The 24,029-nt window shown below is 66.6% G+C and carries 22 protein-coding genes; 11 read left to right on the top strand and 11 right to left on the bottom strand.

What is annotated here, in order from left to right:
- Positions 1-6: 6 nt before the first annotated feature.
- From benB to CA833_RS18175, 5 genes are read right to left on the bottom strand one after another with little or no spacing between them, the layout of a single operon-like run.
- Positions 7-519 (bottom strand): benzoate 1,2-dioxygenase small subunit, encoded by a 513-nt coding sequence (benB, locus tag CA833_RS18195; protein ID WP_207080705.1) that lies wholly within the window; start codon positions 517-519, stop codon positions 7-9.
- A complete protein-coding gene (locus CA833_RS18190; protein WP_207080704.1) occupies positions 516-1,874 on the bottom strand; it encodes an SRPBCC family protein in 1,359 nt (452 codons plus the stop codon). The genes benB and CA833_RS18190 overlap by 4 nt, the downstream gene beginning before the upstream one ends.
- Before the next feature lie 26 nt (positions 1,875-1,900).
- Complete coding sequence (locus CA833_RS18185; RefSeq protein ID WP_207080703.1) at positions 1,901-2,821, bottom strand: dioxygenase; 921 nt, start codon at positions 2,819-2,821, stop codon at positions 1,901-1,903.
- 40 nt (positions 2,822-2,861) lie between these two features.
- On the bottom strand, positions 2,862-3,152 hold the full coding sequence (catC, locus tag CA833_RS18180) for a muconolactone Delta-isomerase (protein WP_207080702.1): 291 nt from the start codon (positions 3,150-3,152) through the stop codon (positions 2,862-2,864).
- 3 nt (positions 3,153-3,155) lie between these two features.
- Entirely contained in the window at positions 3,156-4,325 is a 1,170-nt protein-coding gene (locus CA833_RS18175; protein WP_207080701.1) for a muconate/chloromuconate family cycloisomerase, read from the bottom strand.
- 112 nt (positions 4,326-4,437) lie between these two features.
- Here CA833_RS18175 and CA833_RS18170 point away from each other — a divergent pair, with 112 nt between their 5' ends.
- From CA833_RS18170 to CA833_RS18160, 3 genes are all read left to right on the top strand, one after another.
- Positions 4,438-5,361, top strand: a complete 924-nt coding sequence (locus tag CA833_RS18170; protein WP_207080700.1) for a LysR family transcriptional regulator — start codon at positions 4,438-4,440, stop codon at positions 5,359-5,361.
- 125 nt (positions 5,362-5,486) lie between these two features.
- Positions 5,487-6,815: an MFS transporter gene (locus CA833_RS18165; protein WP_207080699.1), complete on the top strand. Its 1,329-nt coding sequence runs from the start codon at positions 5,487-5,489 to the stop codon at positions 6,813-6,815.
- A gap of 79 nt (positions 6,816-6,894) precedes the next feature.
- Complete coding sequence (locus CA833_RS18160) at positions 6,895-8,340, top strand: alginate export family protein (protein WP_207080698.1); 1,446 nt, start codon at positions 6,895-6,897, stop codon at positions 8,338-8,340.
- 98 nt (positions 8,341-8,438) lie between these two features.
- Here the strand turns inward: CA833_RS18160 and CA833_RS18155 are convergent, their stop codons facing one another.
- The gene (locus tag CA833_RS18155; RefSeq protein ID WP_242526605.1) at positions 8,439-9,428 is read right to left on the bottom strand and encodes a sensor domain-containing diguanylate cyclase; all 990 of its coding nucleotides are present in this window, start codon (positions 9,426-9,428) and stop codon (positions 8,439-8,441) included.
- Positions 9,429-9,652: 224 nt separating this feature from the next.
- On the opposite strand from CA833_RS18155, the gene CA833_RS18150 reads away from it, so the two are divergent.
- Genes CA833_RS18150 through CA833_RS18140 form a run of 3 tightly spaced genes read left to right on the top strand, consistent with a single transcriptional unit; the run spans position 9,653 to position 13,901 of the window.
- Positions 9,653-10,339 carry a response regulator transcription factor gene (locus CA833_RS18150; protein ID WP_207080696.1) on the top strand — a complete coding sequence of 229 codons (687 nt, stop codon included), beginning with the start codon at positions 9,653-9,655 and terminating at the stop codon, positions 10,337-10,339.
- A complete protein-coding gene (locus CA833_RS18145) occupies positions 10,336-11,664 on the top strand; it encodes a FecR domain-containing protein (RefSeq protein ID WP_207080695.1) in 1,329 nt (442 codons plus the stop codon). Before CA833_RS18150 ends, CA833_RS18145 begins: the two co-directional genes overlap by 4 nt.
- Complete coding sequence (locus CA833_RS18140) at positions 11,661-13,901, top strand: CHASE2 domain-containing protein (protein ID WP_207080694.1); 2,241 nt, start codon at positions 11,661-11,663, stop codon at positions 13,899-13,901. Before CA833_RS18145 ends, CA833_RS18140 begins: the two co-directional genes overlap by 4 nt.
- Before the next feature lie 14 nt (positions 13,902-13,915).
- Here the strand turns inward: CA833_RS18140 and CA833_RS18135 are convergent, their stop codons facing one another.
- A complete protein-coding gene (locus CA833_RS18135; RefSeq protein ID WP_207077948.1) occupies positions 13,916-14,857 on the bottom strand; it encodes an IS110 family transposase in 942 nt (313 codons plus the stop codon).
- A 235-nt stretch (positions 14,858-15,092) separates the two neighbouring features.
- On the bottom strand, positions 15,093-15,515 hold the full coding sequence (locus tag CA833_RS18130) for a hypothetical protein (protein ID WP_207080693.1): 423 nt from the start codon (positions 15,513-15,515) through the stop codon (positions 15,093-15,095).
- 566 nt (positions 15,516-16,081) lie between these two features.
- Here CA833_RS18130 and CA833_RS18125 point away from each other — a divergent pair.
- Both CA833_RS18125 and CA833_RS18120 read left to right on the top strand, forming a co-directional pair.
- Positions 16,082-17,389, top strand: coding sequence for an acetamidase/formamidase family protein (locus CA833_RS18125; RefSeq protein WP_242526522.1), 1,308 nt, complete (start codon positions 16,082-16,084; stop codon positions 17,387-17,389).
- Positions 17,390-17,465: 76 nt separating this feature from the next.
- Positions 17,466-18,377 carry a histone deacetylase gene (locus CA833_RS18120; protein ID WP_207081210.1) on the top strand — a complete coding sequence of 304 codons (912 nt, stop codon included), beginning with the start codon at positions 17,466-17,468 and terminating at the stop codon, positions 18,375-18,377.
- A gap of 10 nt (positions 18,378-18,387) precedes the next feature.
- Here CA833_RS18120 and CA833_RS18115 read toward each other — a convergent pair whose 3' ends face one another.
- Both CA833_RS18115 and CA833_RS27195 read right to left on the bottom strand, forming a co-directional pair.
- Complete coding sequence (locus CA833_RS18115) at positions 18,388-18,639, bottom strand: hypothetical protein (RefSeq protein WP_142638201.1); 252 nt, start codon at positions 18,637-18,639, stop codon at positions 18,388-18,390.
- On the bottom strand, positions 18,636-18,758 hold the full coding sequence (locus tag CA833_RS27195) for a hypothetical protein (RefSeq protein ID WP_255535887.1): 123 nt from the start codon (positions 18,756-18,758) through the stop codon (positions 18,636-18,638). Before CA833_RS27195 ends, CA833_RS18115 begins: the two co-directional genes overlap by 4 nt.
- Positions 18,759-18,856: 98 nt before the next feature.
- Between CA833_RS27195 and CA833_RS18110 the strand changes: the two genes are divergently transcribed.
- The 3 genes from CA833_RS18110 to CA833_RS18100 are packed head-to-tail and all read left to right on the top strand — an operon-like array spanning position 18,857 to position 22,850.
- The gene (locus CA833_RS18110) at positions 18,857-20,482 is read left to right on the top strand and encodes a DUF4153 domain-containing protein (RefSeq protein WP_207080692.1); all 1,626 of its coding nucleotides are present in this window, start codon (positions 18,857-18,859) and stop codon (positions 20,480-20,482) included.
- A gap of 23 nt (positions 20,483-20,505) precedes the next feature.
- Entirely contained in the window at positions 20,506-21,237 is a 732-nt protein-coding gene (locus tag CA833_RS18105; RefSeq protein ID WP_242526521.1) for a response regulator transcription factor, read from the top strand.
- Positions 21,234-22,850, top strand: a complete 1,617-nt coding sequence (locus CA833_RS18100) for a HAMP domain-containing sensor histidine kinase (RefSeq protein ID WP_242526520.1) — start codon at positions 21,234-21,236, stop codon at positions 22,848-22,850. The genes CA833_RS18105 and CA833_RS18100 overlap by 4 nt, the downstream gene beginning before the upstream one ends.
- Here the strand turns inward: CA833_RS18100 and CA833_RS18095 are convergent.
- The gene (locus CA833_RS18095) at positions 22,804-23,907 is read right to left on the bottom strand and encodes an NAD(P)/FAD-dependent oxidoreductase (RefSeq protein ID WP_207080691.1); all 1,104 of its coding nucleotides are present in this window, start codon (positions 23,905-23,907) and stop codon (positions 22,804-22,806) included. The genes CA833_RS18100 and CA833_RS18095 overlap by 47 nt on opposite strands.
- Between the last annotated feature and the right edge of the window lie 122 nt (positions 23,908-24,029).

Genomic DNA, 24,029 nt, shown 5'->3' with positions numbered 1-24,029 from the left:
ACCTCCTCACACGTGGTAGATGTCGATGACCTGATGAATGTAGTCGTCCTTCAGGACGATCTTCTTCTTCAGGATCGTGGGCGCATCGCCAGAGGTGTCCAGCGTCAGGAACGTGGTTCCGAAGAACTGCTGCGTCTGCTGGTAGCGGTGGCTCAGCGTGTGCCAGTTGTAGCGCAGGTCCACCTGTCCCTCGCGGCTCTCCAGCACTTCGACATTGGCGATGAAGTGCGCCGAGCGCGGTTCCGGGGTCGAGGCGGAGGAGCGTTCCGTGTTCAGGCGGTAGACGCGGTCTTCCAGCCCCTTGCGGTTGGCGTAGTAGATGAGCGAGATTTCGGTCTGCGGGTCGGTGCAGAGTTCATCGTCGTCGGTCCACGCGGGCATCCAGTATTCGGCGCTTTCGGCATAGCATTCCAGCCATTCGTCGAACCGGCGATCGTCCAGCAGCCGCGCTTCGCGGTAGAGGAAGGCGCAAATCTCGCGGTAGGACAGCGTTTCACGAGTCATGTCGAGCGTGCTCATTCCGCCGCCTCCATCATCGGCGGCTGATTGGCCGCGTCCTTCGCCAGACCGTCCAGCATGATCTGCGCCCAGAACTCGTGCTGGCGCACGAAGAGGCCCTCGTCCTCGCTGCGCTCGCTGGAGAGCAGCGGGTTCATGCCCATCGCGGCAGCATTGGCGTCCGGCCCGTGGATCCAGCGCCTGGCCCCGCGGCTGAGGTCGTTCCACAGCTCGCCCGCGCCTTCGTAAGCCTTCTGGCAGGACCGGAATTCCTCCAGATCGTCGGGCGTGCCCATGCCGGTGACGTTGAAGAAATCCTCGTACTGGCGGATGCGGTGGGCGCGGTCCTCGGCGCTCTCGCCCTTGGGGGCGTAGCAGTAGATCGTCACTTCGGTGGTGTGCACGTCGATCGGGCGGACGACGCGGATCTGCGTGGAGAACTGGTCCATCAGGAACACGTTGGGATAGAGCGCCAGATTGCGCGTCTGCTCGATGATGAACTTGGCCCGCTCCTCACCCAGCCGCGCGTCCAGTTCCGGCTTGTGGTTCCAGATGGGCCGCACTTCGGGATTGATCACCTGCGTCCAGAGCAGGATGTGGCCATGTTCGAAGCCATAGACGCCGCTGGCGGGCGCCTTGGACCAGCCGTTGGCATCCACCGCCTTGGTGCCGCCTTCGGCGCGGCGGCCCATGGTGGACTGGTAGTTCTCGTGAACGGAGCTGACGTGATAACCGTCGCAGCCGTTCTCCATCTGCATCTTCCAGTTGCCGTCGAAAGTGTAGGTGGAATTGCCGGAGAGCACTTCCAGCCCCTCGGGCGCCTGATCGACCATCTGGTCGATGATGACTTTCGCCTCGCCCAGATGCTGTTCGAGCGGCAGCACATCGTGGTTCAGCGATCCGAACACGAAGCCGCGATAGCTCTCGACGCGCAGGCGCGTCAGATCGTGCGAGCCTTCGTGGTCGAAGCTTTCCGGATAGGCGCCGGTGCTGGCATCCTTGGCGCGCAGCAGCTTGCCGTCGGGCTTGAAGCTCCAGCCGTGGAACGGGCAGACGAACAGCGGCTGGTTGCCCCGCTTGCGGCGGCACAGCTTGGCGCCGCGATGTGCGCAGGCATTGATCACGCCGTTGATCGCGCCGTCCTTGGCACGGGTCAGGATCACGGGCGTGCGCCCGATGAACGTCGTGAAGTAATCGTTCTTGTTCGGCAGCTGGCTTTCGTGGGCCAGATAGACCCAGTTGCTTTCGAAGATGTACTTCATTTCCAGTTCGAACAGCGCCGGATCGGTGAAGACGTCCCGGCGGCAGCGGAACTCGCCGGTTTCGACGTCATCGACCACGGCGGTCGAGACCCGGTGCATGAGGCGTTCGTACATGATCCTGTCTCCCGTTATCGTTGTGGTCAGGCCGTTTCGGTCTGCTTCTGCGGCTCGGCCTCGGCGCGGACGCGGGACGAGAAGTGCTCGTCATCCGCATCGGCGGCGCGCTGCATCTGGAAGTCGAACTGGATGTAGGCGCTGTCGCCCTGGCGGCTGGGCACCGGCAGCAGACCCTCGCGGGTGCCGAAGGCGAAATCGTCGGCCGCGAAGGGATCGTCGCCGAAATTGATCTGCGTGGTCAGCGTCCGGTAACCCGGCGCTTCGATGAAGAAATGGACGTGGGCGGGGCGATTGCCGTGGCGGCCCAGCGCCCGCATCAGCTGGTCGGTCGATCCGCCCGGGGGCACCGAATAGCCGCTCGGCTGCCTGGAATGGAACGCATAGCGTCCGTCCTTGCCCAGCTTGATGCGGCGGCGGTTGTTGAACGGGGTCTGTTCGCCGGTGGGATCGAAGTGCGAATACCAGCCCTTCGAATTCGCATGCCAGACGTGGACGATCGCGTTCTCCACCACCTCGCCATCCGGGCCGGTGACACTGCCGGTCATGTGCAGGACCGTAGTGCCCTCGTCCTCGTCGACGGAAAGGTTCACATTGCCTTCCACCAGCGGCGCGCCGGCAACGTAGAGCGGCCCTTCGATGGTACGCGGGGTGCCGCCGGAGAGGCCCGCTTCGGCATCCTTGGCATCCATGTAGAGGTCCAGGAAGTGCTCAAGGCCGGTGCCGGGCACGATCAGGCCGATCTCGCCCGCGCTGTCCGAAAGGTACTTCATGGCGAACCAGAACTCGCTTTCGGAAATGTCGTGGCGGACGATCAGCTCCATCACCGATTCCGTGAGGTCACGCATGATCGCCTTCAGGCGCGGGCTGCCGCCGCTCTCGTTCACGCCGGCGGCGCGGTCGAGCAGCTGCTGGATTTCCGGGGTCTTTACGAAGCTGACGTCCATTTTATTCTCTCCCAAGGACTGTATTCAGTGGCTCCGGCGATCAGCGATCGTCGTCATGGATGGAGGATGGGTGCCGGGCGAGCGGCGTGATCTTCATGGTCATGAAGGGGTAGAGCGGCAGCGCCATCAGCGTGTCGTGCAGCGCCGCATTGCTCTCGACATCAAAGATCGAGACGTTGGAATAGAGCCCGACCTTGCGCCAGATGTGGCGCCAGGTGCCCGCCTGCTGGAGCTGCTGGAAGTAGGCCTTTTCGGCGGCCTTGATCTTCGCGACCTCATCGGCATCGAAGTCCAGCGGAATGTTGACGTCCATTTCGACCATGAACAGCATGGTTCAGGCTCCTGCGTTTACGGCGTGAAGGCGCGCGGCCCCAAGGGTCGTGGCGCGGTCGCGCCGGAAGAAGGCGATCTTGTCGGGATCGAGCGCGATGCCGAGGCCGGGGCCGGTCGGCACTTTCAGCGCAAAGTCCCCATAGCCGAGCGGCTGCGTGAGGATTTCCTCGGTCTGCAGCAGCGGACCGAACAGTTCGGTGCCCCAGGCCAGCTCGGGAACGGTGGCGAAGACATGGGCCGAAGCCGCCGTGCCGACGCCGCCTTCCAGCATCGTGCCGCCATAGAGGCCGATGCCCGCCGCGGTGCCGATGGCGGCCACTTCGGCGGTGGCGAAAAGCCCGCCCGACTGCGCGATCTTCAGCGCGAAGACGCCCGCCGCCCCGGCTGCGGCAATCCGCAGCGCGGTGCGCGGACCGTGCAGCGCCTCGTCCGCCATCAGCGGCACCGCCTGCGTCGTGGCAAGGCGGGTCATCGCCGCAATATCGTCCCCGGCGATCGGCTGTTCGACCAGATCGCAGCCGACATCCTGCAGCATCGCCATGCCCAGCTTGGCCTGCGCCTCGCTCCAGTTCTGGTTCACATCCACACGCACGCTGGCACGGTCCCCCAGCGCCTTGCAGATCGCGCCCACGTGGGCGACGTCCGCCCGAACGTCGCGCTTGCCGATCTTCAGCTTGAAGATGCGGTGGCGGCGAAGACCGAGCATTTCCTCGCCCTCGGCAATGTCGCGCGCGGTGTCGCCGCTGGCGAGGGTCCAGGCCACCGGCATCTCGTCCCGCACGCGGCCGCCGCCGATGAGGTCGGAGACCGGCACGCCCAGCCGCTTGCCCGCCATGTCCAGCAGCGCCGTTTCCACCGCGCACTTGGCGAAGTGGTTGCCGCGCACGCACCTGGTCACCTTCGCCATCGCCGCGCCGACCTGGGCGATGTCGCAGGTCTTCAGGACCGGGACGATATAAGTGTCGATGGCGGACTTGATGCTTTCCGGGCTTTCCTCGCCATAGCTGAGGCCGCCGATCGTGGTGCCCTCGCCAATGCCCTCGACGCCGTCGCTGTCCGTAAGGCGGACGATCACCATCGCCTGCGAATGCATCGTGGCCATGGCCAGCACATGCGGGCGGATCGTCGGCACATCGACGATTAAGGTATCAGCCTGGCTCAACAGGGCCATTGCAGCGACTCTCCCGAATGTTTAGCTTTCGAGAGGAAAGTTAGGCCCCGGCCGCAGCGGCTGCAAAGATCAATGCGGTTACGGGTCCATACCTGAGAGGTATGTTATCGTGATGGACGTGCGCCTTCTGCGCTATTTCGTGGCCGTGGCGGACGAAGGAAACTTCAATCGCGCCGCCGAGCGGCTGCACATTGCCCAGCCGCCGCTTTCGCGCGCGATCCAGCAACTGGAGGCGCATGTCGGCGCGCCGCTGCTCGATCGCGGCACGCGCCCGCTGCGGCTCACCGCCGTCGGCCGCCTGCTCCACGACCAGGCCCTGCAAGTCCTGGCGCGCATCGAGGACATGGAGGCCATGGTGCGGGTCGCCGCCACCAGCGAGCGGCGGCGGCTGGTGATCGGTTTTGTCGCCTCCACCATCTATGCGCGCCTGCCCGAACTGATCCGCGAATTCCGCAAGGTGGCACAGAACGTGGAACTGGTCATGGTGGAAGCCACCACGCTGGACCAGATCGCCGCGCTGAAGGACGGGCGCATCGATGTCGGCTTCGGGCGCATCCGTTTCGAAGACCCTTCGGTGCGCCGCATCATCCTGCGCAATGAGAAACTCGTCGCCGCCTTCCCGGTCGACCACCCTTTGGCCGCCGGGAGCGGGCCGATCTCGCTGCGCGATCTGGCCGACGAGCCGCAGATCATCTATCCGCGCGCGCCCCGCCCGAGCTATGCCGACCAGGTGATCTCGCTGTTCCGCGATCATTCGATAGAACCGCGGATCGTTCACGAGGCGCGCGAACTGCAGATCGCCATCGGCCTCGTCGCGGCGGAGGAAGGCATGGCCATCGTCCCGGAATCGGTGCGCCGCGCGCGCAGCCACGACGTCGCCTTCCGCGAACTGGCGGAACCGGCCACCTCCCCCATCATCATGAGCCACCGACCGGGAGACCGCTCGCCCGAACTGGCGCTCATGGCCTCGGTGATCGCGCGGCAATATGCCCAGTGGGGCTACGAAGTGCCTGCCGCGCTTGGCGAGGAATTGTGACCGGCACGTTTCCGCACGATACCCGCTGCGTATTCGCATCGGACTTAAACGGTATTTGTTGAACTTCTACTGGCCATTCACTGTCCCGGAAAATCACAAAACGTGAAAATGGGAGAGGAATCGATATGCAAGGTATCGATGTCGGCCGTCTTGTCGACGAAGCCAGATTTGGAACTCTGCATCGCAAGATAATCATCGCCTGCGCACTGCTGCTTATAGTCGATGGCTACGACGTGTTCATTTACGGCGTCGTTCTTCCAAAGCTGATGGAGCAGTGGCAACTCACCGCGCCCGAGGCCGGATCTCTGGCGAGCTGGGCGCTGTTCGGCATGATGTCCGGCGCGCTTGTGTTCGGGCCGATGGGGGACCGGATCGGCCGCAAGAAATGCATCGCCCTCTGCTTCACCCTGTTCAGCGCGGCAACCTTCCTGAACGGCTTCGTGACGACGCCGACGATGTTCGGCCTGCTGCGCTTCGCCGCAGGTCTCGGCTGCGGCGGGTTGATGCCCAACGCCGTGGCGCTGACCAACGAATATGCCCCCAAGCGGATGCGCAGCACGCTCGTGGCGCTGATGTTCAGCGGCTATGCGGTGGGCGGAATGGTCGCGGCGGGGCTGGGCATCTGGCTGCTCCCCCGGTTCGGCTGGCAGGCGATGTTCCTGGCCGCCGCCGTGCCGCTGGCGCTGCTTCCGCTGATCCTGCGCGGCCTTCCGGAATCGGTCGGCTTCCTGGTGCGCAAGGGCGAGCAGGACAAGGCCCGCGCGCTGCTGCGCCAGATCTCCCCGGAGGCCGCCACCGGCGCGCCGCTGGTCCTGCGCGAGGCCGACCCAGGCCGCGCCTCGGTGAGCGAGCTGTTCCGGCATGACCGCACGCTGGGCACGCTGTCCATGTGGCTGTGCTTCTTCTGCTGCCTGCTGATGGTCTATGCGCTGGGTTCGTGGTTGCCGCAGTTGATGCGCAGTGCCGGATATAGCCTGGGGTCCAGCCTGTCGTTCCTGCTCGCTCTCAATTGCGGCGGCATGTTCGGCGCGATCGTGGGCGGCCGCCTGGCCGACCGCTTGGGACTGACCCGCGTGGTCATGGCCTATTTTGCCCTTGGCGCCCTGTGCATCGCCCTGCTCGGCCTCAACAGCGCCATGCCGGTCCTCTACCTGCTGATCTTCATCGCCGGTGCGGGCACGACCGGCACGCAGATCCTGCTCTATGCCAGCGTCGCGGAGTTCTACAGCCTCGCCGTGCGCTCCACGGGGCTGGGCTGGGCCTCGGGAATGGGCCGCCTCGGCGCGATCGTCGGACCGATGCTGGGCGGGCTGCTGCTCGCGGCCGAACTGCCGATGGCGCTCAATTTCCTCGCCTTCTCCATTCCAGGCCTCGCCTCCGTGCTGGCGACTGCACTCTACGCCGTGAGCCGCCGCCGGCAACGCAGCCGGGAAGCCCGCGCTCTCGCGGCGTGAGCGAACGATCATGACCGTCGCATAGAGCTCGCGACAAGGTCACGCCTTTCAGAAAAAACGAAAAAATGGGAGAGTATCGATGCTCCAGATCCTGGCGCATGCCCTGACCGCAGCGACCGCGCAGATGCCCGAACACGCACCTGCGCCGGTATCGGCACAGGCCGCCTCGCCTGCCGAGGCCGAGGCCGTGATCGCGGCGCCGCAAAGTCCGAACCGTCCCAAGGCGCCCAGGCCGGCCTTCAAGCCGATCAACCACGACGAGGACTATTCCGGCTTTCGCGCCGTGCGCGATGCCAATCTCTGGACCCGGATCAAGTACATTCCGCTGGCCGGCACCACGTATGCCTCGCTTGGCGGGGAACTGCGGCTGCGCCCCGAACTGCGTATCGGCGAGCGCTGGGGGCGCGGCCCACAGGATGACGACGGCAACTTCCAGCAACGCACCCGCGTCTGGGGCGATCTCCAGGTCGAGGGCATTCTTCGCGCCTTCGTGGACCTGGAGCACGCCACCAGTTCCGGACTCGATTCCGTGGTCGCTCCGATCGAGGAAGGGCGGCTGGACTTCCACCAGGCCTTCCTCGAGGCCCATGTCCCCCTTGGCACGGCGCGGATTGCCGCACGCATCGGCCGACAGGAAATCGGCATTGGCAACCAGACCGTGTTCGACATGCGCGAAGGCGCCAATACCCGCCGCTCGCTGGACCTGCTGCGCGTCATGGGCACGATGGGTCCGTGGGACGGTGGCTTCCTCACCGGCCATGCAGTGCTCGAAAAGCTGGGCACGTTCGACGACGAGACCAACCACGACTACGACCTCACCGGGCTTCACGCCGGACGCACGTTCGGCACCGGGAACCTCACGGGCCGTGCGGAAATGCTGTTCGTCGCCTCCGACCGCGCCAGCCTGTCCTTCGCCACCGCGCCTGCCGCGCGCGACCGGCGCCGTACGTTGTCGCTGCGCTATGCCGGGAAGGCCGATGCCTGGAGCGTCGATGTCGAAGGCATCCGCCAGTGGGGTTCGTTCGGCGACCTCGACATCGACGCCTATTACGTCACCGCCACCATCGCCCACGGCTGGCGGGGAGGATGGAAACCCAGGCTGGCCCTGCGCGTCGACGTGGGTTCGGGCGATCGCAATCCCGGCGACGGAAAGATGGGAACCTATGGCCCGCTGTTCCCCAAGCCGCTCACCTACAACGGCGACCTCGGGCCACATAACCTGACGGTCTTCCAGCCCATGCTGACACTCCAGCCGACGGCGAAACTGACGCTCGACCTCTCGGCGGCGGGCCTGTGGCGCACCTCTATCCACGACGGCGTCTATGCGCTGGGAGGGCAAGTGCTGCGGCGCGCCGACGAAACCGGTTCCCGCTTTTTCGGAAAGCGGGCCACGGCAGCCGGACGCTATGCCCTCGATCCTTTCACCACAGTCGGCTTCTACACGATCTACGGCGACGTTTCGGAGAAGTTCAAGCCGGGACGCGACTTGTTCTACGCCGCCGCCTACCTGACCTTTCGCCTATGAAAAAGACCGCCGCCATGACACGCTCCGAGGCTTTTCGGCAATACGCAGCAGGCGCGTTCAGCGACACCCGCCCACTCCGAACCCTGCCGCTCGTTCGTTTACGGCGCGTGAAAGCGGATCGCATTGCGCCCGGAGGCTTTGGCTTCATAGAGCGCACCATCCGCCGCTCGAATGCAGCTTGCCACCTGTAGCGGATCGATCCGCAAATCGCTTGCACCGGTCACGGCCGTCACGCCGATGCTGACCGTCACCTTGCCCGAAGGACTGTCAGGGTGGCCGATCGCCAGAGCCTCCACGGCGGAGCGGCAACTTTCCGCGATGCGCATGGCAGCGTCCGCATCGGTATCCGGCAATACGACCACGAATTCCTCACCGCCGTATCGCCCCACGGCATCGCCCACCCGGCGTCCGTGCGCGGCGATGGTGCCGGCGATGCGCGCGAGGCAGCGATCGCCATCGACATGGCCGAAGCGGTCATTGTAGGCCTTGAAGCAATCGATATCGATGATGAGCAGTGCGATCGGGCGCTGCTGCCGGCAACTGCGCCTCAACCCCCGGACCGCCGCGCTTTCGAGCCCCCGGCGGTTGAGCAGGCCCGTCAGATGGTCGACCCGAAGCGACGCAAGCAATTGGCGCCGCGATCTGCGCAGGCGCGTTTCCAGCCGGATTTCCCGCGTGATGTCGGCAGCACCGACAAGCATCTCAGCCAGCATTCCATCGGCTTCGTACGTTGCACTGAACGTGAGGGCATACGTGCGCCCCCGCCAGGTGACACGCTGGCTGGAGATGTCCTCGCCGGATTCGGCCAGGGCGTAACTTCGCGCCAGCACGCGTCCGAACTCCGGAAACAGGCCCGTCACGCACCGACCGTCGAGGCGCGATGCCTGTACGCCGACGATCGCGGCCATTTGCGCATTGGCGAAGACGATGCGCTGCGTCCGATCCAGGACGCACAGGGCAAAGGGAACCAGATCGAAGCAGGCCCCGACAACACCCGCCATGCCCGGCAGCGAGGGGACGGGCCGGTGCTGGCCGGGCACACCGGAAGGGCGTGCAGCAATACCGTCCGCGTTGGCCGTACTCAGCATCACGTTCGCGTTCCTGTTCTGCGGGCCGGTTCCGTGCCGGCTCCCGTCGATTTTCCCTCAGGCCCGAGTGGAAGCGCATCGGCACTTTGTCATGTAAAGGAGTGCAAAATCCGCAAACCTTGTAAAACGATGTAAAATCCCGACAGAACCGCTGCCCATTCAGTGCTTCGCTGGTATTGCGGCTCCCAGAAAGGCGGATCTCGCCAGCCTGACGCGGAGTACCGATGCGCATTGCCATTCTGGAGGACGATCTGGCACTCGCCGGCTACGTGGAGAAATCCCTGCTTGCGAGCGGCAATAGCTGCACCACGTTCGCCGACGGCCAGGCCCTCGTCCAGAATCTGCACCGCGAGACGTTCGACATGCTGATCCTGGACTGGAACGTGCCGGGCATGTCCGGACTGGAGGTGCTGGCCTGGATGCGCGCGAACCTCGACACGCCGCCGCCTGCCCTCATGCTGACCAGCCGCTCCGCCGAAGAGGACATCGTCACGGGACTGCTGGCCGGCGCCGACGATTACGTCATCAAGCCTGTATCACCGTCGGTTCTGCTGGCCCGCGTCACCGCAGTTGCCCGGCGCGCCTATCCGGAACCTGTCAGCCCGGTCGAAACCTTTGGCCAGTTCCGGTTCGACAGCCGCAGGGAAACCGCCGAGTTCCAGGGCCGTGCGATTGCCCTGACGGCGAAGGAATTCGCCCTTGCCATCCTGCTGTTTCGCAATCGCAACCGCGCGCTGTCCCGCGCCTATCTGCTGGAAACGATCTGGGGCGTGAAGCCGGGCCTGCCCACGCGCACGCTCGACGCCCACATCTCCAACGTGCGGACCAAGCTGACGCTGCGCCCCGCCAATGGCTTCAAGCTGACGCCGATCTATTCCTACGGTTATCGACTGGAAGACCTGACGCAATGACGTCCCCCCGCACACGCCCCCGGCACGCCCTCTGGCTCTTGGCCGGTGCCTCCTTGCTGTCGTCCAGCCCGGTCTGCGCCCGCAGCCCGGCGGAACATGTCGAATACAAGGTACTGAAGGGCGACACCCTTTACGATCTCGCCATCCGCTACCTGGCAAACCCCGGTGGCTATGCCGTGGTGCAGAAGCTGAACCGCATCGCCAATCCGCGCCGTATCCCGACCGGCCGCACCCTGAAGATCCCGCGCGCATTGCTGCGCCGGGAACCCATCGAGGCAACGGTGCTGAGCTATTCCGGCAAAGTCCTGGTTGGGGCCCGCACCGCGATGGTCGGGATGAAAGTGAAGGAAGGCGACCTGCTGGAGACGGCAGACCGCTCCTTCGTCACGCTCCGCCTGCCCGATGCCAGTACGGTATCGCTGCCCTCCAGGGCGCTGGTCATGGTCGAGCTGCTGCGTCGCACCCTGCTTGCGGATTCGGTGGAGCGGCGCTTCACGATCGCGCGCGGACAGGCAACGGGTTCGGTGACGCCGATGACGGACCCCCACAGCACCTTCCAGTTCCAGACGCCGCGGGCCATGACCTCGGTGCGCGGCACCCGGTTCCGCGTCAATTACGATCCGCAAGACAGCAGTTCCCGTGTCGAGGTCGTTGAAGGGAAAGTGGCGTTTCGCGAAAGCGGCCAGGTGGAGCAACTGGTCGCTGCCGGCTTCGGCACCAAGGATAGCCTGCCCGATCCGGTCCCGCTTCTTCCCCCGCCTGCCCTGACCGCCGCTGACAAGGTTCAGGACGAAGAGGCACTGCGTTTCGCGTTGCAGCCGGTTGCCGGCGCCGCGGCCTACCACATCCAGATCGCGCGGGACGCGGGCTTCCTGGAGGCGATCGACGAAACCCGCTCGGACGGGCCGGAAGCGCAGTTCAGCGGCATCGGCAACGGAACCTACTTCGTGCGTTCCTCGGCCATCGACGCCAACGGTCTGGAAGGGCTGCCCTCCACCTACAGCTTCGAAAGACGCCTCAACCGCCTGCGCACCAGCATCGAGGAAGGACGCGCCGGCAAGTACCGCCAATACCTGTTCCGCTGGGATGCCCCCGACCTCGGGCCCGACCTTGCGGGCACGCAGTTCCGCTTTCAGCTTTCCCGCAATCCGGACGGATCCGGCGCCGTCGCCGATCAAACCGGATTGAAAGGATCGAGCTTCGTCATCACCGACCTTCCCGGCGGAACCTATTACTGGCGCGTCATGAGCATGACGACGGGCCCGGAACGCATTTACACCAAGTGGTCGTCCACCAATGAACTGAGGGTCGGAGCGGGCAAGTGAACCTTGGCCTTCGCCTGAAGGTCCAGTGGTGGATCATCGCCATCCTCGCGAGCCTGTTGACGGCCTGGCTGGCTTCGGAAGGCTCGTTGTCGCGGATCGACAATCTCGTCTACGACCATCTCCAGCAGCTTGACGGCCAGGGCAGCAACCAAGGCATCGCGCTGGTCGAAATCGACGATCATAGCATTGCCCGCATAGGCCGGTGGCCCTGGCCGCGCAGCGTCCATGCCGCGATGATCGACAGGATCGCCGCGGCACGCCCGCGCGCGATCGCTTACAACGTTCTGTTCACCGAACCCGCCGCGCCAGCCGACGACGCGCGGCTCGCCGCCGCGATGACCCGTGCCGCGGCCGGCCCTGTCTTTCTGCCGCTGTTCGTCAGCGTGCCCGACCGATCGGACATGCCTGCCGACGTCGTCGAACCCATTGCCCTGCTCCGCAAGGCGGCCGCCGGCATCGGCTTTACTGACTATCCGTTCGACCCGGACGGGGTCGTGCGCACCGCCCTTCTCGAACTCGGCGCCTCGCCGATCCGGCAGCACCTGATGGAACGGGTGCACCTCGCCCTCGTTCCCGGCGATGCCGTTTCCGCCAATGGCTCCATGATCCCCTTCACCGGGCCCGACCGCTGGCGCCGCGTGTCGGCCTCGGCGCTGCTCGATGGAAACGTCCCCCGTGACGTGCTGGCCGGAAAGATAGTGCTCGTGGGCACAACCGCGTCCGGCCTGGCCCCCCGTTATCCGGTTTCGGGGCGCGGCACCGCATCGGGGCTGGAGATAGATGCCCACCTCCTCAGCGCCCTTCTGGACCACCGGCTGATCCGGAAGGCCGGCCTGGCGGCCACCATGCTGTTCACGCTGACGCCGCTATGGCTGCTGATGCTGATGATGGGTCCGCTGGCGCGCTTCTCCCCATCACTGTGCCTGATGGTCAACGCGATGGCCGTGCTTGCGATCAGCGCGGCCTGCCTGCTTTACCTTCGGGTATGGTTGCCGCCCTGCGCCGCCTTGCTGGCGCTCTGCATCGTCTACCCGGTGTGGGGCTGGCGGCAACTGGCCATTACCCAGCAGTTCATGCGCCGCGAACTCGAGTGGCTGCGGTCCGACCGGTCCATCTTCCCGCAAAACCATGCGGAGAAACCGCAAGCCGCCCTGCCCTCGACGATCGCGCTGCTGACCGCGGCGATCGCCGACAATCGCGACATGAAGCACTTCATCGCCGACCGGCTGGACCAGTTGCCCGATGCCACCATTGTCACCAACGTGCAGGGCGACATCCTGCTCGCCAATGCCTGCGCCAGAACGCTGTTCGGCAAAGCTGCGGTTTGCGGCGATCCGCCGCCGCGCATCCTTGGCATTCTCGCCAGGTTCCAGCAGCCTGGTTCCGGCGAGCCGCTATCCCTGCCGACGCGCGCCGAAGGTGCCCCGGTGGCCTATGACACATTGACGCGCGACGGCCATTCCTTTGCCATACGCTTTGCGCCGCAACGCTCGCTGGCGGGCAATTTCCTTGGCTGGATCGTCCAGTTCATGGACGTGAGCGAAGCGCGGGCAGCCCAGCGGCAGCGCGACGACATCCTCGAACTGCTCACCCACGACATGCGCTCTCCGCAGGCGTCCATCCTTGCCGTGCTGGAAACGGCGCCGGCGGAAACCATCGCCCCCGAGGTTGCGCGGCGCATACGGCATTACGCGGAGCGCACGCTGGGCCTTGCCGATGGCTTCGTCCAGCTCGCAAGGGCGGAAGCGCTGGACTATACCCTGGAGGAAGTGTCGCTGAACGACATGATGATCGACGCCGTCGACGATCTATGGCCGCAGCTTTCCGCCAGGTCGCTCGACATCGAGACAAGCGAGACGCACGCGCGCCTGATGGTGCAGGTCGAACGCTCGCTGATGACACGGGCGCTCATCAATATCCTGGACAATGCGATCAAGTACAGTCCGGCTGGAAGCGGCATCCGCTGCACACTGGAGCGCGAGGTCGACGCCGATGGCCGGGCCTGGGCGCTATGTGCGATTGCCGATGAAGGCCCGGGGCTGGGGACGGAACAGAAGCTTCGGATATTCGACCGCTTTCACCGCGCTCCGCTGGGGGGCGGACGCAAGACCGATGGCGTCGGGCTTGGTCTGAGTTTCGTGCACACGGTGCTGATGCGGCATGGCGGCGCCATTCGCTGCGAAAGCGAACCGGGCCAGGGGGCAACCTTCACCCTCGCCCTGCCGATCATCGGCTAGAGTATCCGTGATGATCAAGCCTGAGATTGCGCCCAGCATCTATCGGCTTTGAGCAAAGCGTTTGCGGTCACGACGAGTTTTCGCATGACGGCGGTGATGGCGATTTTGGCGGGCTTTCCTGCGGTGACGAGTTGTTGGTATTTTGCCTTGAGATCAGGGTTGTATCGGGCGGCGACGAGGGCCGGCATATAGAGGGCCTGCCTCACGTTGGCACGTCCGCCGCGGATGAAGCTTTTGCCTTTCCATTGTCCGGATTGCCGCGCGATCGGTGCAAGGCCGGCAAGGGACGCGGCCTGCTTGTTCTCAAGGCTGCCGAGTTCGGGCATGGTGGCGATGAGCTGGTTGGCGGTCAGCGTTCCCACACCCGCGATGCTGGTCAGTATCTGGTGTCGACGAGCGAGTACGGCATCGGCGGCGATCAGGTTGGAGATCTCGGCGTCGAGGGCCGCGATATGTCGATCGATCTGTTCGAGCCGCTGGCGACACTGGCGCTTGAGAAACGCGATGGTGAGATTTTTCTCACGATTTTTGAGCGCGGTGCGATCACGAACCAAGCCGTCTCGGGCATTGATGAGTTCCGCCATTTGGGTCTGCTGTGCGCTTCGAGCGGGTCTGACCGCTGGCTGCAAGGTTGCGGCCATACGAGCCAGCAGGATGGCGTCAATGCGATCAGTCTTGGCCAATGTGCCAGTCGCCTGGGCGAAGCGCCGGGCCCGTTCAGGGTTGAGCTTCACACAAGGCCAGTTGGTCAGCGCCGCCTCCAGTGCGCGATGATAGGTTCCGGTTGCCTCGTAGGCGATCCGTTCGATCGGCCATTGTCGCAGCCAGGCGATCAGCGCCTTGTGCCCCTTGGCGGTATTGGCAAACTGGCGCTCGGCGCCGACGGGGTAGGCATGGCAATCGAGGCTCGCTTTGGAGATGTCGATGCCGATTGTCTGTGGTAGATTGTCGCTCATCTTTTCCGCTGTCCCATGCTTGTCATCCGGGTCCAAAACCCCGGTATCCGTTCGGGCCTGATGGAAAAGAAAGGGGCGATCCTACTCTAACCCGGTCCCTTAACGACCGGCGGTTTCGCGATCCGTCCCCTTCCGCCCGGACCGGGGTGGCCACCCCGGTCCGGGCAATCCAGCATGGCCCAAACGGACGGTAATGTCATAAGACAAGCGGTTTCCAGACCGTCAGGTCGCAAACTCACTCAACCGGAGCCTGACGCGCAGCGGCAAGCCTGGACGCGACCGCCTCCACGATCCGCGCGTCGGAGATTGCCCGTCCTGCCTTTCCTGCCTTGCCTGCCCGTCCTGCCTTGCCAGTCTTGCCTGCCTTGCGGGGCTCGCTGGCGAGCACGCGGTAGAGGTTTCGGCCGGTCGCCCTGTCCGAGAGCGAAAGGACAACAACCCGCTGCATCCTCGATCTGGACCGGCTGGGCGCCAAAAGCCACGCACCTGCCGACGCCCCTCCTTCGCTCGGCGCGAACAGTCCCGCCCGGCCGGGAAGATCGGACACCGTCAATTGCACGAGATACGCGCCCCGATCGGAAGCGGAGAACCCCTGCGCGACCAGCCCGGCCTCCAGTTCGTCAGCCAAAGGCCGGGTCACGTTGCCGTCCACCAGCATCCGGACACTTCCGGGCGGCGGCAGGGCACCAAAGGTCTGGACAACCACTGGCGGCTTGCCTGCACATCCCGCGAGCATGGCCAACGCGACCACGGCAGACCACCGCCCCCAAAACCGCACTTGCTGGCTTCCTGCACTCGTCAACGTCCAACTCCTTGCAGGTGACACCCCCTCCCAGGTCGTAACCCCACCTTGTGCCTGCCTGGCAACCGGGTGAACGGCAATTTTACATTGCTTTACACCACTTCAGCCGATTTTCCGCTTAGGGTGCGCCTGTCACACCGCCTCGGGCGCTGTACCACTCTGATCGCAAGTGCTGACCCCAGTACACCACCCCATGCACTGCGTCAGAGGTGCAATCTGACCCGGGCAAAACCGGGCATACCACCTCAGGCCCTGCCTCTGCAGTTTCTGTGAGGCAGGGCCTATCTCTTGCCCTGCGCGCGAAGGGATTGCTGGCCGGACTTCGGCAACGACCGGCGGCACGCTTCCAAGCGGCGTGAACACATTCCGCATTGCCAACGCCCCTGTTGATTACATATGTAGTCGGTAAAGGGAGAGAGCCGATGTTGCGTTCCATGACAGCCGCTGGCGCCTTGTGCCTGTCGACAAGCGTGGCACTGGCCTCGCCCCCGGCTCCGTCCGCGTTGGGCGGTCAGTGGGTGCTGACCGTCGATCGATGGGGCAATCCGGAATATTCGACGCTTGACCTGTCGATCCGGCGCAATGTCGTCTCCGGCGACTGGGACGGTGCCCCCTTGTCCGGGACCGTGGACGGCCGGACCCTGCGGTTCCGGACAACCGACCAGCGCGGGGCGGAGTATCGCTTCGAGGTACGACTGGAAAATGGCCGGCTATCGGGCACCGCCGACTACCCTGACAACAATTTCGCGGACAGGCGCCAGACATTCACCATTTCCGCCCGTCCCGTGCCCGAGCGCCCGACCGCTCGGCCGCGCGTGATCGACTATGCCCCGCACTCGTTTGCCAACAGCTTCTCGGCGGAGCGCGAACCGGTCCTGACGATCTGGCCCGGCGATATCGTGCGCACGTCGACCGTCGATTCCGGCGGCATCGACGCGCAGGGCGTCACCCGCGCCCTGTTCGGCAATCCGCAGACCGGACCCTTCTTTGTCGCGGGCGCACGGCAAGGCGACACGCTGGCCATCCACATCCGCAAGCTGACCCCCAACCGGGATTGGGCGGAGAGCCTCGACACGATCGTGACACGGGTGCTGGGGGCGGGCCTGGGTGCAAAGGCTTCCGAGCTTGGCCGCCCGGTGCGCTGGCACCTCGACCGGGAAAACGGCCTTGCGACGCTGGAGGAGCCCGGGAGCCGGCTGAACGGCTATCGTATCCCGCTGCGACCGATGCTGGGAGGGGTCGGGCTGGCAAGCGGCTTCGCCTCGCCGCCGCTGTCCACGGGGGATACCGGCCGTGCGGGCGGCAACATGGACTTTCCCGAGGTGGTCGCGGGCAGCACGGTGCTCCTGCCCGTGCAGCAGCCCGGCGCCTTGCTCTACCTGGGCGACGCACACGCCCTACAGGGTGACGGCGAAACCTCCCAATATGCACTCGAGACCTCGATGGACGTCGAATTCTCGGTCGAGATCATCAAGGGAACCGCCATCATGATGCCGCGGGTCGAAACGGCCGGCGAGATCATGACGCTGGGTCAGGCCGGCTCGCTCGATGAAGCGACACGGGCGGCGACCACGGGCCTGATACAGTGGCTGCAACAGGACTACGGCCTGAGCCTGTCCGACGCGGCAAAAGTCCTGGGAAGCGCGGTGCGCTATTCGATCCCGAACCTGGCAGGCCGCAGTGTCGGCGTGGCCGCGCGCATCGACAAGGCATTGCTGCCGCCCCGGTAGCACCGGCCGCCGCCGGGAGGCCCGGCGCGCCTATGCATGCTCGACCTGTGTTCCTCGGTGTTCTACCGCGATGGCCATGCTGCATGTCGTCCATCACCCCGGCTACGTGGTCGCAACCGAGCGCACCGGCACGTTCCTGCATGACAAGTATGCGCTGGTCATGCGGGCGCTTGGCAAAAGCGGCGCGGCGATGCGCGTTCACACCCCGGACGTCATGCCGCGGGAATGGCTCGAGGCCGTCCACGACCCGGCCTATGTCGACGAAGTGATCGGCTGCGCGGTGTCGGAAGCCAAGCAGCGCCGGATCGGTTTTGCGATCGACGAACGCATCTCCCGGCGATCGCAGCTCTCGCCCGGTGGAACCTGGCTCGCCGCGAAGCTCGCCCTGCAGCACGGATATGCCGCGAATTCCGCCGGCGGCAGCCATCATGCCCTGGCCGATACCGGCGCGGGATATTGCGTCTTCAACGACCTGGCGCTGGCCGCCAACCGGCTGATCGAGGAAGGCAGCGCCTCACGCATCCTCATCCTCGATCTGGACGTGCATCAGGGCGACGGCACGGCGGCCCTGACCGCGGGGCGCGGCGACATTTTCACGCTTTCCATCCATGCCGAGAAGAACTTCCCGGCCCGCAAGGCACGCTCCTCGCTGGATGTCGGCCTCCCCGATGGCACCGGCGACACCGGCTACCTCGATGCCCTTGCCGGATCGCTGCCCATGGCGCTCGATCATTTCGGGCCGGACCTGATCCTGCTGCAGGCCGGCGTCGATCCCCACGCGGACGACAAGCTCGGCAGGCTGTCCTTGACCGACGAAGGCCTTGCCGCGCGCGATCGGTTTGTGGCGACAGAGGCCAGGCTTCGCGGCGTTCCCCTGGCGAGCACGCTGGGCGGCGGCTACGGCGCCGACCGCGAAGCCGTGGCCTGGCGCCACGCCCGCACGATCCTCACCCTTTCCGCCGCGATCGCCGCAGGTGCTGCCGCCTGATCGCGCCGACCTACCGGGACGCCTCCCGTTCGGCCTTGAGCCGCTCCACCAGTCTTTCGATTTCGTCGGGATTGAGCACCCAGGTGCGGGTCTTGCGGCCTTCGCGAAACACCGGCCGCGTCAGCAGGATACGTGCCTGCTCCTTGGCGAAAGGCTTGAAAAGCGCGAAGTGCATCACGCATTCGAGCATCACGCCGATCACCGGCGTCTTGCCGTCCAGATCGATCAGCGTTGCCGGCTGGTCCCAGGGAATGTTCATCATCCCCCGCGCCTATCGCGCCTCGCGCCGAATGCAAAGCCCTTGCCTGCGGGCGCCGGCCGCAGGAGCTTCACCGCTTCGGCCTTCACCGCTTCGGCCTTCACCATTTCTGCCTGCACCATTTCTGCAACGCGCCTGCGCCGACAATTGACCGCGATCCCGCGATAAACTGCCCGCCGCCCGCCGAATGATGGCTCCCGTCAATCAGGGAGATACACAAATGCACTTCGCCGCCGCCCCGCTGGGGGCCAGCTTCCGGTGGAAGCTCGGACTGGGTCTGGCCGTGGTCGCGGTGGGGGACTGGCTGCTCTACCAGCGCGGCCTTGCCTATGGATCGTGGGGCCTCCTGGCCCTTGCCCTGCTGGCGGCGCTGCTGGCCGGAACCCCGGCACTGCGCCGCAGCAAGCCCGGCCTGCCCGCCGCACTGGCCGCCTGCCTGTTCGCGCTGGCGCTGACCTGGGATCCGGGGCCGCTGGCGTGGACGCTGTTCTGGCTCGCGGCGGGCATGGCCGCCCTGCTGGCGCGAACCGGACGGTTCGACGACGGCTGGCGCTGGGCGCAGCGCCTGTTCTGGCAGGCCCTGCGCGCACCGTTCGCTCCGCTGCTCGACATGCGGCGCATCGCGAAGGTGCGTGCCGCCGGGCACGGCAGGCGCATCGGCCTGCGGCGGGCGGCATCGCTGCTGACGATGCCGCTGCTGGGCGGCGCGGTGATCGTCGCGCTGTTCTGCGCCGCCAACCCGATCCTGGCCGGCGCGGTCTCCTCGCTGCTGTCGATCGACACCTCGCTGGTCGCGCAAGGGGGCCGCGCGATCCTCTGGACGATAGTCTTCGCGATGGCCTGGAGCCTGCTGCGCCCGGGCCTGCTCAGGCACCCGCTGCCGCTGTTCGAAGGGCGCGGCGAGCTTCGCCTGCCCGGGTTTTCGCCCGCCTCGATCACCCTCTCGCTGGTGGTATTCAACGCCATCTTCGCCGTGCAGAACCTGCTCGATGCCGCCTATCTCTGGGGCACGGCCGCGCTGCCGCCGGGCATGACCCTGGCCGACTACGCGCACCGCGGCGCCTACCCGCTGATCGCCACCGCGCTTCTCGCCGCGCTGTTCGTGCTGATCGCGCTGCGTCCGGGCTCCGAGACCGCCGGTTCGCCCGCGATCCGCAGGCTGGTGACCTTGTGGATCATGCAGAACATCGTGCTGGTCGCCTCCTCGATCCAGCGCACGGCGGACTACATCGAAGCCTATTCACTGACGAGGCTGCGCATCGCCGCGCTGGCGTGGATGGTGCTGGTCGCCTTCGGTCTTGCCACGATCTGCTGGCGGCTGCTGCGGAATCGCAGTTCGGCCTGGCTGGTCAACGTCAACCTGGCCGCCACCGCGCTGGTGCTGACAGGGTTCTGCTTTGTCGACCTGGGCACCATGGCGGCGCGCTGGAACGTGCGCCATGCCCGCGAGGTGGGCGGCCGCGGCGCCGCGCTGGACTTGTGCTACCTGAACCGCATGGGCGGCTCGGCGCTGCTGCCCCTGCTCGAACTCGAACAGCGGCGCGGCCTGAATCCCGGGTTCCGTGCGCGCGTGCAGGCGGTCCGTCTCGACACGCAGCAGCGCCAGCCGGTCGCCCTGGGCCTGATCGACATGCGCCGGCAGGAACAGGCGCGCACCATCGCCGCCACGCTGCCCCGGCCCGACCTTGGCGGCGGCTTGCGGGACTGCGACGGCTCGGTGATCGCCGAGCTCCCCGCCGAGCCGCCATCACCCGTCCCAGCACCGGCACCGGCCACCGCATCGGCCCCGACGCCGTCTCCGGCGCCGCCCGCACAATCCCCGACGCAACCCGCTGCGCCGCGTTGACACGGACCTTCCAGGAAATGAACATGGCCGCCATGCCCGGCACGATCCTTCTCGTCGACGACGATCCCCATATCCGCCAGTTGCTGGTCTTCGCCTTCGGCAAGGCCGGTCTCCAGACCATCGAGGCGGGCGACGGCGAGGACGCGCTGGCCCAGGTCGCGCGTCACGGCCCCGATCTGGTGATCCTCGACATCAACATGCCGCGCATGGACGGGCTGGAAGTCTGCCGCCGCCTGCGCGCGACCAGTGACGTGCCGATCTTTTTCCTCTCCTCGCGCGATGACGAGATCGACCGGGTGCTGGGCATCGAACTGGGCGGCGACGACTATGTCGTGAAGCCCTTTTCCCCGCGCGAGGTCGTGGCCCGCGCGATGGCGATCCTGCGCCGCACCGGCGGGCGCGGCGCCTCGGCTGCCGCGCCCGCCGAAACCGTCGCGGTCCTGCGCCACGGCCTGCTGAGCCTCGATCCCGAAAGCTGGACCGCGCAGTGGCATGGCCGCGAGGTGAGCCTGACGGTGACCGAATTCACCATCCTGCGCACGCTGCTCGCCGGGCCCACCCGCATCTTCTCGCGCGACCAGATCATCGACCGGCTGCGCGGCCCCGGCTTCGCGCTGACCGACCGCACGATCGACAGCCATGTCCGCAACTTGCGCCGCAAGTTCGCCGAAGCGGGCGGCTGCGACCTGGTGGAGACGCGCGCCGGGATCGGCTACCGGCTCGGCGCCTGCAGCGGAGCGGCCGCGCCGGGATGATGCGCCTCTGGGCCCGCACCAAGGCCGCGGTCGCCCGGCGCTGGCCGATCCTGCGCCTGCGCACGATCCTGCTGGGCACGCTGCTGTTTGTCGCCGCGCTGCCGGGGTTCGGGGCGATCTTCCTGCGCGTCTACGAAAATGCGCTGGTGCGGCGGACCGAGGCGGAGCTGGTCGCCCAAGGCGCCGCGCTCGCCGCCAGCGCCGCCGTGGTGGGCAGCGGGATCGCGCTTCCCGCCCCGCTGCCAGCCGCGCCGCCCGCCGTCCCCGAACGCTACCACGACCGCGTGACCGAGGTGGACTTGCGCTCCTCCCCCATCCTGCCGCCCCGCCCCAGGGCAGCAGCGGGGGCGGTGGCCGATCCCGCCGCCGTGGCGCTGGCCTGGCGGATGATGCCGGCGTTTCAGGAAACCAAGGTGACGACGCTCGCCTCGATCCTGATGCTGGACCGTCAGGGCATCCTGCTCAACGGCCCGCAAGCCGGCGGAAGCCTTGCCACGCTACCCGAAGTCCATGCCGCGCTGGCCGGCGTGCCGACCACCGTGCTGCGCGAGAACGCCGGTTATCCCGCCCGCCACGCACTCGACTGGCTGAGCCGCGCCGCCAACATCCGCCTGCACCATGCCCGCCCGGTCGTGGTGGAAGGCAAGGTGGTGGGCGTCCTGCTCCTCTCCCGCTCGCCGCGCGCGCTGTTCCTGGGCATCTACGAGGACCGCGGCAAGATCGCGCTGGGCGTGGCGGCGATCTTCGCGATGCTGCTGGTGCTGTCTGCGGTGCTGTCGCGCGCCATCGTGCGACCCATCGAGGGCCTCAGCCGGGCCACCCGCGCGCTTGCCTCGGGCCGCCGCGTCCCCTCCCGCCAGCCGACCCTGCAAGTCGTCGAGATCCGTGCCCTCTACGAGGATTTCGAGCAGATGGCCGACGCCATCGAGAAACGCTCGCGCTACTTGCGCGATTTTGCCGCCTCGCTGAGCCACGAGTTCAAGACCCCGCTGGCGGGCATTTCCGGCGCCATCGAACTGCTGCAGGATCACGGCGCGCAGATGTCGCCTGCGGATAGCGAGCGGTTCCTCGCCAACATGGCCGCCGACGCGCGGCGCCTGTCGCGGCTGGTCGGGCGGCTGATGGAACTGGCCCGCGCCGACGTCCATGTCGGCGCAGCGCAAGCCGCCGCCCAGCCGGGAGAGATCCTGGCCGCGGTTGCCGACGCGCTTTCGGGCGAACATTTTGCCGTCACGCTCGATCTGCCCGAAGCCATGCCCGCGGTGTCCATCGACGGAGACGCGCTGGAAGCGGTGCTGACCACGCTCGCCGAAAATGCCCGGCAAGCCGGAGCCCGCAGCCTCGCCGTGACGCTCGCCAGCGACGCCAACGGCGTGCGGATCGACCTTGTCGACGATGGCCCCGGCATCCCCGAAGCCGACCGCCCCCGCGTGTTCGAGCCGTTCTTCACCAGCAAGCGCGAACAGGGCGGCACCGGGCTCGGCCTGCCGATCGCCCGCTCGCTGCTCGGGGCCTATGGCGGCGACCTTGCGCTGCTGCCCGCCGCCACCGGCGCGCATTTCCGGATCAGCTGCCCCGCCGCCCCGCCATCGCCGCCACCCGCTCCGCGATAGCGAGCGACGAGGTCAGGCCGGGAGAATCGATCCCGAACAGGTTGATGAGCCCCGGCAGGCCGTGGTCCGCCTCGCCCTGCAGCATGAAATCGGCCGCCGGCATGCCCGGCCCCGCCAGCTTGGGGCGAACCCCGGCATAGGCGGGCTGGAGGCGCTCTTCCTCGACCTCGGGCCAGATCCGCCGCGCGGCGGCGAGAAATTCCCCCTTGAGCGCGGGATCGACGGTATAGTCGATGGCATCGACCCAATGGATGTCCGGCCCGAACCGCGCCTGCCCGTCGAGATCGAGGGTAAAATGGGTGCCCAGGCTCGCCGGGCCGGGCACCGGATAGATCAGGTGCGAGAACGGCACTTTGCCGGAATAGGAAAAATAGCAGCCCTTGCCATGGAACAGCGGCGGCACCAGCCCCGGCTCCAGCGCCTCGATGGTCCGCGCCAGCGCCTGCGCGCCCAGCCCCGCGGCATTGACGAGGATCGGCGCCGCCAGCCGCGTATCGCCGACCTGCACGCACCAGAGCGATCCGGCCCGGACGATGGCATCCACCCCGGTCTCGCAGACCAGCATCGCCCCAAGCGCTTCCGCCTCCCCCAGCAGCGCCAGCATCAGTCCGTGCTGGTCGACGATGCCGCTCGACGGCGAATGGACCGCCCCCGCGCAGGCCAGCGCCGGTTCGATCATGCGCGCCTGCTGCGCGGTGAGGCACACGAGGTCTTCCACCCCGGCACGGGCGCCGCGCGCCATCACCGTGTCCAGCGCCGCCAGTTCGGCCTCGTCGCCGGCGATGATGAGCTTTCCGCAACGCCGGTGAGGCACTCCGCGTTTTTCGCAAAAGTCATAGAGCCGGTGGCGCCCCTCGACGCAGAGCCGCGCCTTCAGCGATCCGTCGGGATAATAGAGCCCGGCGTGGATCACCCCGCTGTTGCGGCTGGACGTGACCATGCCGAACTGCTTCTCGCGTTCGAGCACGATCACCTCGTGGCCGCCCAGTGCCAGCGCCCGCGCCGCCGCGAGCCCGACCACGCCTGCCCCCACCACGATCGCGCCGACTTCGTCCATGCCCCTACCCTAACGCCTTGCCCGCCGCCGTGAAGGCATTTTCCCGCAAATCCGGACACGCGCTGGCAGTTGCGCCGCGCGCAAATAGGGGCCGTTTTGCCGCCGGCTGGCCGCTCGGGCAG

Source organism: Novosphingobium sp. KA1 (genome assembly GCF_017309955.1).
Taxonomy (GTDB): domain Bacteria; phylum Pseudomonadota; class Alphaproteobacteria; order Sphingomonadales; family Sphingomonadaceae; genus Novosphingobium.
The sequence above is the reverse complement of the archived record's forward strand: the minus strand, read 5'-3'. Positions and strand labels throughout refer to the sequence as shown.